12 protein-coding genes are annotated in these 10235 nt (G+C 67.7%); 4 read left to right on the forward strand and 8 right to left on the reverse strand.

Features of this window, described 5'->3' with window-relative positions:
* Positions 1–54: 54 nt before the first annotated feature.
* The gene (locus B7K20_RS06045) at positions 55–333 is read left to right on the forward strand and encodes a PLD nuclease N-terminal domain-containing protein (RefSeq protein WP_159449341.1); all 279 of its coding nucleotides are present in this window, start codon (positions 55–57) and stop codon (positions 331–333) included.
* Here B7K20_RS06045 and B7K20_RS06050 read toward each other — a convergent pair.
* From B7K20_RS06050 to B7K20_RS06080, 7 genes are read right to left on the reverse strand one after another with little or no spacing between them, the layout of a single operon-like run.
* A complete protein-coding gene (locus B7K20_RS06050; RefSeq protein WP_159449342.1) occupies positions 330–1460 on the reverse strand; it encodes a glycosyltransferase family 4 protein in 1131 nt (376 codons plus the stop codon). The two genes, B7K20_RS06045 and B7K20_RS06050, sit on opposite strands and share 4 nt — an antisense overlap.
* A complete protein-coding gene (gene ccsB, locus B7K20_RS06055) occupies positions 1457–2431 on the reverse strand; it encodes a c-type cytochrome biogenesis protein CcsB (RefSeq protein WP_084101563.1) in 975 nt (324 codons plus the stop codon). The genes B7K20_RS06050 and ccsB overlap by 4 nt, the downstream gene beginning before the upstream one ends.
* On the reverse strand, positions 2428–4062 hold the full coding sequence (locus B7K20_RS06060; RefSeq protein WP_084101564.1) for a cytochrome c biogenesis protein ResB: 1635 nt from the start codon (positions 4060–4062) through the stop codon (positions 2428–2430). Before B7K20_RS06060 ends, ccsB begins: the two co-directional genes overlap by 4 nt.
* Complete coding sequence (locus B7K20_RS06065; RefSeq protein WP_084101566.1) at positions 4062–4820, reverse strand: cytochrome c biogenesis CcdA family protein; 759 nt, start codon at positions 4818–4820, stop codon at positions 4062–4064. Before B7K20_RS06065 ends, B7K20_RS06060 begins: the two co-directional genes overlap by 1 nt.
* Positions 4817–5386: a TlpA disulfide reductase family protein gene (locus B7K20_RS06070; RefSeq protein ID WP_084101568.1), complete on the reverse strand. Its 570-nt coding sequence runs from the start codon at positions 5384–5386 to the stop codon at positions 4817–4819. Before B7K20_RS06070 ends, B7K20_RS06065 begins: the two co-directional genes overlap by 4 nt.
* A complete protein-coding gene (locus B7K20_RS06075; protein WP_084101570.1) occupies positions 5383–6003 on the reverse strand; it encodes a histidine phosphatase family protein in 621 nt (206 codons plus the stop codon). Before B7K20_RS06075 ends, B7K20_RS06070 begins: the two co-directional genes overlap by 4 nt.
* Before the next feature lie 47 nt (positions 6004–6050).
* Entirely contained in the window at positions 6051–6299 is a 249-nt protein-coding gene (locus B7K20_RS06080) for a glutaredoxin family protein (RefSeq protein WP_084101572.1), read from the reverse strand.
* A gap of 64 nt (positions 6300–6363) precedes the next feature.
* Between B7K20_RS06080 and B7K20_RS06085 the strand changes: the two genes are divergently transcribed.
* The 3 genes from B7K20_RS06085 to B7K20_RS12870 all read left to right on the forward strand — a co-directional run bounded on the left by B7K20_RS06085 (position 6364) and on the right by B7K20_RS12870 (position 9530).
* Positions 6364–7218 carry an HAD family phosphatase gene (locus B7K20_RS06085; protein ID WP_084101574.1) on the forward strand — a complete coding sequence of 285 codons (855 nt, stop codon included), beginning with the start codon at positions 6364–6366 and terminating at the stop codon, positions 7216–7218.
* A gap of 366 nt (positions 7219–7584) precedes the next feature.
* Positions 7585–9033 (forward strand): site-specific integrase, encoded by a 1449-nt coding sequence (locus B7K20_RS06090; RefSeq protein ID WP_084101575.1) that lies wholly within the window; start codon positions 7585–7587, stop codon positions 9031–9033.
* Between the two features lie 326 nt (positions 9034–9359).
* Entirely contained in the window at positions 9360–9530 is a 171-nt protein-coding gene (locus B7K20_RS12870; protein WP_159449343.1) for a helix-turn-helix domain-containing protein, read from the forward strand.
* Between the two features lie 113 nt (positions 9531–9643).
* Here the strand turns inward: B7K20_RS12870 and B7K20_RS12875 are convergent, their stop codons facing one another.
* On the reverse strand, positions 9644–10234 hold the full coding sequence (locus B7K20_RS12875; RefSeq protein WP_144018562.1) for a hypothetical protein: 591 nt from the start codon (positions 10232–10234) through the stop codon (positions 9644–9646).
* Position 10235 lies beyond the last annotated feature (1 nt).

The following is a 10235-nucleotide window of genomic DNA, read 5'->3' on the forward strand; positions in this document are numbered from 1 at the left end:
GATCGTGCTTGTGGCCGATGCCACGGGCAGGCTGCGCGTGCCTACAGTAGGAAGATGCGATTCCTGCTCCTGGCCGCCCTCTACGTCGCCCTCACCGCGTACGCGGTGACCGACGTGCTGAACAAGGGCCAGGAGTCGTATGCGGGGCTGCACCGCTCGGCGTGGATCGCGATCATCATCCTCGCGCCGTACATCGGCGCCCTCATCTGGTTGGGACTGCAGTGGCGCAGCGGCGGCACAGCCGGTCCCCCCTCTCCGCGTGCGCCCGACGACGACCCGGACTACCTGCGCTGGCTGCGTCAGCAGGAGCGGCGCAAGGGCAACCGGGACTAGGCCCCGTACAGCTCCAGGACCTGCGCGCCGACGGCCTCGACGTCGAACTGTCGCACCCGCTCGGCCTGTTCGGCGTGGAGCTCGGCGCGCAACTCACGCGCCTGGATCAGCAGCGTGAGCGCCTCCGCGAAGGCCTTCACGTCGGTGGCGTCGACGCTGACCTCTGGCCGCGCGCCGATCACCGACAAGTAACCAGGATTGGCCCCCGCGAGCACCACGCCCGCGCCGGAGGCCATCGCCTCGACGAGCACAATTCCGAAGCTCTCTCCCCCGGTGGCGGGGAACACGGCGATGTCGGCGTCGGCGTAGAAGCCGGCCTTGTCCTCCTCGGCGACAAAGCCGGCGAAGGTCACGACGGACTCGAGCCGGTGGCGGGTCACCGACTCCTGCAACCGCCCGAGCAACGGCCCCTTGCCCCCGATCCGCACCTCGATGCGCGACAGCACCGCCGGGTCCAGCGCGCCGAGCGCACTCACCAGCTCGACGGCACCCTTGCGCTCCACGAGCCGGCCCAGGAACGCGATGACCAGGCGCCCGTCGGCACCGGGGCGGCGCGCGGACGCGGCAGCCTCGCGCGCGAACCGCGTCACGTCCACCGGACACGGAATCACCTGCGCCGCGATCCCGAAGGACCGCGCGGCAAACTCCCGCGCGGGCGGCGAGACCGCGCAAAACGCGTCGAACTTCGCCAGATTGCGGCGCAGCCAGCGGCCCAATACTCGCGTGCCGTACTCGGACACGGCGCCGTCGGGGAGGATATGAAAGGTGCCGACGATGCGCACGGAGCGCGCCTGTACCCGCCGAGCCTCGTCCACCACGCGCGCGGCGAAGAGCGGCGAGTGGGGGATCTGCACGTGGATGACGTCGTAGCGTTCGCGCTCCAGGAACTCCCGCAGCATGGCGCGTGAGGTGGGCAGCGGAATGCGCAGGCCGTTGCCGTTGAACGTCACGCCCACGTTGCGCGCGAGCGAGTGCACGGTCACGTCGTCACGCGACGCGTCGGAGCACACGTAGTGCACCTCGTGGCCCTGACGCTCCAGGAACGCTCCCAGGGTCAGCACATACTGCTGAACCCCATCGGGACGGTCGATCGAGTCGTCCAGCACCAGTGCGATCTTCACGGTCACGTCCCGGAGTAGGTGTGAAGCCCCTGGAACACCAGGTTGACGACGGTGAAGTTCATGATCAGCGCCACGAAGCCGATGAGCGCCACGACGGCGCTGCGCCGTCCTGCCCAGCCCTGCGTAGTGCGGGCGTGGAGGTAGGCGGCGTAGATCACCCAGATGACGAAGGACCATACCTCCTTGGGGTCCCAGCCCCAGTAGCGGCCCCACGCGTGCTCGGCCCACACGGCGCCGGCCATCACGGTGAAGGTCCACAGCACAAAGCCCACGGCGTGCAGGCGGAAGGCGAGCGCCTCGAGCCGCGCGGGCGACGGGGTGGCCTCGAGCCAGCGGAAGCGCTGCAGCCACGCGGTGCCGGAGTCACGATAGTCGCGCATGAGCTGCAGCACCGTTGCGGTAGCACCGACAGTGAAGATGCCCGTCGAGATGATCGCGATCGACACGTGAATAACCAGCCAGAAGGACTGCAGCGCGGGCTGCAGGCCGGTGGACTGCGCGTAGAGCACCGTCATCGCGAGGCCCAGACCGATGGTCGCGAAGCCCGTCACGCCGGGAGCGAGGTAAGCGACGTCGCGGCGGGTCTGGACGATCAGCAGAACGACAACCGCGACCCAGGTGCCGGTGATCGTGTACTCGTACATCGTCGACCACGGCACGTGCCCAGCCTCAATGCCGCGGGCGACCACGCCCACGCCCTGCAGGACCGCGCCCATGAGGGTGGTCGCGCGGGCGATGCCGCGCGCCTTGGAGCGCACCACCAGGCCGGCCGATGCCGTGGCCGGCTGTCCGTTCATACTCACCCCAGCGGTGGGGTCCGCGGGCACCGCCCCGGCCGCGACGAGCTCACGCTCGCGCTTGCGGGCGACCTTGGCATCGGCCACGCGTGCGAGGTGCATCGACGAGGCGACCATGGCGATCGCGTACAGCGCCGTCGCGCCCCACAGGGCAAGCCAGCTGAGCTCCTGGGCGTTCATTCGTCGTCCTCCGGGGATGTCGAGGAAGGTCGCGGGCGCCCGGTCGCGGCGGCGAGGGCCCGTTCGCGGGTGAGCGCGGCGCCGGCGTCGTGCGGGGGCGACCACACGGCCGCGGTGACCACTGTAACCGGGCCAGCCCCGGCATCGGCCGCCACAGCCGTCAGCCACACGCGCCTGCGCGGCGCGAACAGGCTGAGGCCCAGACCCAGCAGCGTGGTGATCGCGAAGGCGAGAAGCCACGGCAGCGAGGGGTCGCGGCGCAGGTCGAAGCCGGCGAAGCGGTCGAGCGAGTCCCACGTGATGGTGCCGAGGCCGTCGGGCAGTGCGGCCGTCTCACCCGGCACGAGCTCGATCACGGCGAGTTCGCCGTCCTCGTCGCGCACGGGGCTGAGCTGGGATTCGTCGAGCGTGTAGACGTTCTGGGGGATGCCACTGTCCAGACCCAAGTCGCCGGTGTACATCTGCAGGTAGATGACGGGGTTCTCGGGGGACGGGAAGACCGAGATGGCGTCCGCACCCTCGCCCAGGGCGCTCGGCAGGAGCGTGCCGGAGAATCCCAGCTGCTCGCCCTCGGTGACGTCCGGCACCTTGATGACGCCGGTCGACGTGTAGACGTCGTCCTGGGGGATGAAGGGCACGGCGCCCTGGAACGCGACGTTGCCGGAAGAGTCGGTCACGGTGAACGAGGGGGCGTAGCCATTGCCCTGGAGGTAAATCTTGGCGCCCTCGACCTGGATGGGGCGGTTCACCTGGGCCTCGACTGCGCGCGGCTCCTGGCCGGGCTCCGTGAGCGTCGCGTAGGCGGTGAACATGGTGGGCCGACCCGTCTCGTCGAACTGCGCGTCGAGCTCGTCGAGCGTGAGGATCCACGGGTCGAGGTCGTCCTCGCTGAACAGGGAGCCGGCCTCGTAGGTGTCGTAGGCGACCACGGCGTTGGTGAAGGAGTCGCCCTCGACGATGAGCGCCTGACCGCGATACGTCAGCAGCGAGCCGGCGGCGACGGCGAGCAGGATGCCCACGAGCGAGACGTGAAAAATCAGATTCCCGAGTTCGCGCACGTGTCCGCGGTGCGCGGAGACGGCGATCTGGGCCACGCCGTCGCGCGTGGTGCGCTCGTCGACGCGCACCCGGTGTCCGGTGAGCCAGCGCCAGGGGGCCGGCCCACGGCCGGCGATTTCCGTACGGACGGCGGCCACGGCATCGGCCGGGTTGAGCGGGCTGTCCTCGGTCACGGGCGCGTAGCGGTCCAGGCGGGTGGGCGCGGCGGGGACCTCGGCGCGCAGTTCGCGCCAATACACCGCGATGCGCGGCAGGATGCAGCCGATGAGCGACGCGAACAGCAGCAGGTAGATCGCGGTGAACCACGCCGAGCCGAACACGTCGAGGAAGCCCAGGCGGTCGAGGAGGGGGCCCCACGTGGGGTTCTCAGCGAGGAACGCGGCGGTGTCGGAGGCGTCCTGCGGCCACTGCGGCAGGACCGAGCCGGGGATGGCCGCGAGCGCGAGCAGCAGCAGCAGGATGAGGGCGACGCGCATGGAGGTGACCTGGCGCCAGATCCAGCGCAGCCATCCACGCAGGCCCAGGCGCGGGACGTCCGCGTACGCGTAGTTGTCGAGCTTGACCCTCGCCATCAGATCGCCACCCAGAAGCCGTCGATCCAGCCCTGCAGGTGTCCGGTGAGCGTGCCCCACAGGCCGGTGACGAGCATGACGCCCAGGATCACCAGCATCGAGCCGCCGAAGAGCTGCAGCGCGCGGCGGTGGCGGCGCAGCCAGCCCAGCACCTTGCCGGAGCGCTCGAACCAGATGGCGAGCGCGAGGAACGGCAGGCCTAGCCCCAGGCAGTAGACGACGGCGAGCAGCGCGCCGCGGCCCACCGTGCCCTCGTTGAGGCCCAGCGCGAGGACGGCGGACAGCGTGGGGCCGATGCACGGGGCCCATCCGAGTCCGAACGCGATGCCGAGCAGCGGCGCACCGGCGAGGCCGGCCTTGGGGCTCACGTGCAGGCGGCGCTCGTTTTGGAGGAAGGGCACGGCGCCCATGAACGCGAGGCCCAGCAGGATGACCAGCACACCCAGCACGCGCGTGATGATGTCGAGCTGCTCGCGGTACTGCGCGCCCGCGGCGGAGACGATGATGCCGAGCGTCACGAAGACCGCCGTGAAGCCGGCGATGAACAGCAGCACGCCGATGATGAGCTTGGGGCGGCTGGCCTTGCCCGTGCCACCGGTGCCTGCCATGCCGGACACGTAGCCCAGGTAGCCGGGCACCAGCGGCACCACACAGGGGGACGCGAAGCTCACGAGACCCGCGAGCAGGGCGATCGGGATCGCCGCGAGCAGCGAGCCCGAGAGCACCTGCTCGGTGAACGAGGAGGCGGCGACGATCACAGGGAAGGCTCCGCGGCGGCGTCGATGAGCGCCTCGAGGGTCGAGGCCTCGACGCGGCCCACGGCGCGTGCGGCCACGCGGCCCTCGGGGTCGAGCACCAGCGTGGTGGGCACGGCGTTGATGGCGACGAGGCCCTGCAGCTGGGCGGTGGCTTTGCCGTCGCCGTCGTCGATGCTGGGGTACTCCACGGAGAAGGTGCGCTGGAAGGCCTCGGCGGTGGCGGCGTCGTCGCGCGAGTTGAGGCCGATGAGCTGGACATCGTCGCGGGCATCCAGGGCCACGAGCTCGGGCGCCTCGGCGCGGCACGGCGGGCACGCGGCGTACCAGGTGTTGATCAGCACCACCTGGCCGCGATAGTCGGCGACGTCGACGGCATCGCCCTCGAAGGAGGTACCAGAAAGGTCGACCACCTCGCCGCGCTCGTTGGGTCCCCACTCGGTGACGGTGCCGTCACCCGAGACGTAGCCCGGGGACTCGACGGCGTCGCCGGGGGCGCAGCCCGCGAGCCACAGCACCACGGCGAGGACGATGGCCGCGATGACCACGTACCGGGCGGACCGCCTCACCTGGGCACCTCGATATGCGCGGCGGGCTCGGCGTAGCTCATCGCGACGGGCTCGCCGTCGCGGAACTCGAAGCTGGTCAGCGACGCGAGGCCGCACTGGCGCGAGCGGGGGTCGTGCAGGAAGCGGCGCTTCTCGAACTCCATACGCGCCACCCAGATGGGCAGCTGGTGGCTGACCATGACCGTGTCACCGTCGGGGTTCGCGGCGGCGGCATCGCGGATCGCGGCCCACATGCGGTCGCGCTGCTCCGTGTAGGGCTCGCCCCACGACGGCCGCCACGGGTTGCGCAAGAGCCACCAGTTGCGCGGGTGCAGGAAATCCTTCGCCCCCGCCTGCAGCACGGTGCCCTCGTAGGCGTTCAGTGCCTCGATGAGCCGCTCGTCGGTGTCAATGTCCAGCCCGTAGGCCGCGGCGACGGGCTTCGCGGTCTGCTGCGCTCGCAGCAGCGGCGACGCGATCACGCGCGTGACGGGCACCTCGCGGGCGCTCAGGTCCTCGGCGACCGCGGCGGCCATGGCCTGACCCGCGTCGGACAGGCGGAACTCGGGCAGGCGCCCGTAGAGCACCTTGTCCGGGTTGTGGACATGGCCGTGGCGCAACAAATGGACGACGGGCATGGCGTCTATTGTCACCCACCCTCACGCGTGCGCGGCACGCGCGCCCGTCAGCGCCGGCGCTTGGCCTTCAGGGCCGCCTTGAGGCGGTCGGGATCGATCCTCCAAAACCCCACCACGGCATCGTCCACCGTCACCACCGGAATCTGCTCGCCGTAGCGAGAGGTGAGTGAGGCATCGGCCGAAATGTCGATCTCCTCCCACGCGACCTTGGTGCCGCAGGTCGCGGCGACCAACGCGCGGGCGTCGTCGCAGAGGTGACAGCCCGGGCGCGAGTACAGATGAACGCGGGGTGTCATGGCGTCAGGATACGGCCGTGGGAGGCCTGGACCGCAGGGCCTGCGTGACTAGAGTGATGTGGTGATGGCCGGCGACGCGAACGAGACGAGCACCGCAATAGTGGCGGCGTTCTTCGACGTCGACAACACCGTGATCCGCGGAGCCTCGGCCTATCACATCGCGCGTGGGCTGCAGCGGCACGGGTTCTTTCGCAAGCGCGACGTGCTGCACTTTGCCTGGGAGACCGCCAAGTATTCGATGCTGGGCGAGTCCAAGGAGCAGATCGATGACGTCCGCGACGAGGCGCTCGGCATTATCAAGGGCTGGTCGGTCGCGGAGATGATCGCGATCGGCGAGGAGGTCTACGACGAGATCCTCGCCCTGCGGATCTTCCCCGGGACGCGCGCGCTGATCGACTCGCACCTGGCGCAGGGTCACGAGGTGTGGTTCGTCACGGCGACGCCCGCCGAGGTGGGCACCATCATCGCCTCGCGCCTGGGCGTCACCGGCGCGCTCGGCACGGTCGCGGAGAACGTCGACGGCCTGTACACGGGGCGCCTGGTGGGGCCCATGCTGCATGACGAGGCGAAGGCCGATGCCGTGGAGGCACTCGCGGTCGAGCGCGGCTTGGACCTGTCGGCCAGTTACGCGTACGGCGACTCGATCCACGACGGTGCCATGCTGTCCGCCGTGGGCAACCCGTGCGCGATCAACCCCGACGGGCCGCTGCGCCGGCTCGCGAAGAGCCGCGGCTGGGCGATCGAGGACTTTCGCGGGCGCGGCGACGGGCGCAGGGGCATTGTGCGCTCTACCGGTGCGGGGGCGGTGTGGACCGCGATGGCGGTGGCGCGGGGTGCGCGCGCGACGGCGCGGGCCGCCGTGGGGCTGTCGCGCCGCGAGCCCGCTGCGGTCGACGACGAGCGCGCACACGGGCTGTAGCCCCAGCACACGCACGAACGCCCGCGCCACCGGAGGTGACACGGGCGTGTGACGTGCGGCCGGGGCGTACCCGGCGGAACGTTACTTCTTGTTGCGGCGCTGGTGGCGCGTCTTACGAAGCAGCTTGCGGTGCTCTGTTCGCAACCCTCAATCAGTCGCTGAGACAAGCGTAAGGCCAGACTTACCTGCGATTTTACTAAATCGTGATCTTTGCACGACGTAGTACCGATAGGCACCGAGTGAACCCTCGAAACGCACGCTGGCGTCACGGCGAAACACGCCGCGAAGACCTCCCCTGCGTGTCACTCGACCGCGACCAATGTGGTGCCTCGCAACGCTTCGACGACGAGACCAAAAGGAGACCACATGGCCAACACCGACGAGAAGGACAAGAAGCGCAGGAGTTTCGGCTGCGTTCGCAAGTTGCCGTCAGAGAACTACAGAGCGGACTACCTCGGGCCGGACCGACGACGCCATCACGGCCCATTTACGTTTCAAGTGAAACGGCATGCCGAGAACTGGCTCGATGCGGAGAAGAAGTTGATCGAGAAGGGCAAGTGGACACCCCCGGCGGAGCGCGCCAGGAAGGCCGAACTCAAGAGGGAGCGGAAGTCTGAACGAGCCTCGATCACGCTCAGTGAATACGGGCTGGCATGGATTGAGCGCCACGATCTCGCCGATTCGACGCGCGGCCTGTGGGAACGCCAACTCGAGGCGTATGTCTACAAGAGGCTGGGTGGTGTCGCGCTCCGCGACATCCGGACTCCGGCGATCCGCGAGTGGCACGTTTGGGCCAAACGAAACGTGGCACAGCGTCCCCGCGAAGGGGCCTACACGGCGCTGAGAATCATGATGTCAGTTGCCGTGGAGGACGGCCTCATCAAGAAGAACCCTTGCACCCTCAAAAACGTGACGCAACGCGGCGCCAATAGAACCGGGAAGACCCTCACGCCCGAGCAGGTTAAGACCATTGCGCTTGCGATGGGGTCTCCGGCAGACAAGACCGCAATCCGTGCTCACGTCCGATCGGAGGTCGCAAAGGAACGCGCCCTAATCGCGCGCGACCGCTCTCTAGACGACAAGGAGCGTCGGAGCAGGATCGCCAAAGTGAGGAAGGGCGCGAAGCGAACCGCCATGGTGGAATTCGGCATCGACCAGCCTCAATGGATCGCGCTCGTCATGCTTGGCTGCTACGGGGCTCTCCGCACTGGCGAACTACAAGCGCTTCGCCGCCGCGACGTGAGTTTGGCGGATGGCACAGTGGATATCCAGTTCGCAGCGAGGTATCTCCGACCACGCAAGAACGCCCTCTCGACCGAAAGTCAAGAAGCCGGCGAATCGCGGCTCGGACGCTGGGTCGGAGACGCCCCCGTGAAGGCAGAAGGCGAACGTCAGATTCCGATCGTGCCTCACCTCATTGAGTTGCTCCAGCAGCATCTAGACACCTATGTCGAGCCTGAACCCGATGCGCTGCTCTTTCCACCACCGTCCTGGTCGAAACTCACTGAAGAGAAGAAGGCCGCAGCGACTCCGGCACAACGGAATCAGCGACTAGCGTCAAGCACGTTCTTCGACTACTGGAAAGCGGCGGTTAAACGAGCGGGGCTGACGGACGTCCACTTTCACGACCTTCGACACACGGGCGGCTCGCTCTACACCCAGGCTGGCGCCACGATCAAGGAGGTCATGGAGTTTATGGGTCACCGGAGCCCTGCTACCGCCTACCTTTACCAACATGGAAATGCTGACCGACACCGGACCATTGCCGCTCGGGTGTCGCGGCTCGCGGACGAGTTCGATCAGCTGGCGGCGTAGCGGACCACTACTCCCGAAGGGCCTCGCAGGTGAGTCGTCAGACTCCTGCGAGGCCCTTCGCATTGGCGCCGGTGGACGAGACCGGAAACCGAGGTCACGCCAGCCGTCGCCCGCGTAGCGTGATAGGCATATCGGCACGCGACACGCCGAGTTACACAAACTCGGAGGGCAACATCGCACCTGGTAGACGCGCTAATGGTCTCGTATAGTGTGGTAGAGTATTTACTTTTCCCTGTAACCATGAGATAATGGATGAGATACTTGTAGGCATGACGGTCCGTACGATCCAGAGTGCCCCATCCCTTAGACCCGCATCAGTCGAGCCAATGCTCACGATCACGGACGTCTGCGCAAGGATTCGCTTCAGCCGCCGCCGTGTGGACGCACTCATCGCCGACGGCGTCCTCCCTGCATACAAGATCCCGAAGGTGCGCGGATTCCGGTTCCACGCTGCGGACGTCGACGCGCTGTTCGAGCGGGTTCGAGTCGCTGCGTAGGCAACCGCACGCCACCCTGCTGCAAGCAGCCGAGAGACCGACAGATCGCATGTTCGCTCACTATCCGAGTCGAAAAGGTCCGCCCACCGCCGTCTGTACGTTGATCCAAGCCCTCATTCGGACTCCTCATTGTTCATTGCCGCCTCGAGCACGTCGAGGAGTTTTCTAACGTATCCCGCACGGGCGAGCACATTGCGCTCGTGTGTTTGCGTTGTGTTGTCACCTTGCTCACCAGCAGGAGATTGCACATGCAGCGCCGCTTGACGGAGCACCGCCCTCTCGCCGATTTTCTCGGCGTGCTCCACCCAGGCCCCATCGTGCTCCCGAGCAATGCTCGCCGCATACCCAATAAGTGACCGGACCAAGTCACCAGCCGATCGGTCAAGTTCTAGCGCGACCTTGAGCGCTGCGTCGGCTTCCACTTCACTACCCTCTGGCACTGGCGCATCATCAAAAACACCAAAGAACCCCCAGGGTTCCCGGTCGTGATCGAGTCGTTCGAGAGCGCGGTCGACTCTATCCACCGCAGCAAGGACGGGTCGTGCCGTTGGCAAGTCTCGGCGCTGGGCCCATAGCCTGAGCACCAGATCTGCGACTTCGCGTTCTGCAACAGCAAGTTCTTCGCCCGCAAGTTCACCGAGCGATTCCAGCCTTTCCGCGAGATAGTGAGCGATCCACCGGCCGAGCGTGTCGGTGTCCTGCAAC

The sequence above is a fragment of the Demequina sp. NBRC 110051 genome (assembly GCF_002090055.1).
Classification (GTDB): Bacteria; Actinomycetota; Actinomycetes; order Actinomycetales; family Demequinaceae; genus Demequina.

What these genes read in the sequence shown, in the direction of transcription:
- B7K20_RS12870 (WP_159449343.1), top strand. Translation starts at nt 9,360, where the DNA reads ATGCTCACGATCACGGACGTCTGCGCAAGGATTCGCTTCAGCCGCCGC.
- B7K20_RS06075 (WP_084101570.1), bottom strand. Translation starts at nt 6,003, where the DNA reads ATGCCCGTCGTCCATTTGTTGCGCCACGGCCATGTCCACAACCCGGAC.
- B7K20_RS06085 (WP_084101574.1), top strand. Translation starts at nt 6,364, where the DNA reads ATGGCCGGCGACGCGAACGAGACGAGCACCGCAATAGTGGCGGCGTTC.
- B7K20_RS06080 (WP_084101572.1), bottom strand. Translation starts at nt 6,299, where the DNA reads ATGACACCCCGCGTTCATCTGTACTCGCGCCCGGGCTGTCACCTCTGC.
- B7K20_RS06045 (WP_159449341.1), top strand. Translation starts at nt 55, where the DNA reads ATGCGATTCCTGCTCCTGGCCGCCCTCTACGTCGCCCTCACCGCGTAC.
- ccsB (WP_084101563.1), bottom strand. Translation starts at nt 2,431, where the DNA reads ATGAACGCCCAGGAGCTCAGCTGGCTTGCCCTGTGGGGCGCGACGGCG.
- B7K20_RS06090 (WP_084101575.1), top strand. Translation starts at nt 7,585, where the DNA reads ATGGCCAACACCGACGAGAAGGACAAGAAGCGCAGGAGTTTCGGCTGC.
- B7K20_RS06060 (WP_084101564.1), bottom strand. Translation starts at nt 4,062, where the DNA reads ATGGCGAGGGTCAAGCTCGACAACTACGCGTACGCGGACGTCCCGCGC.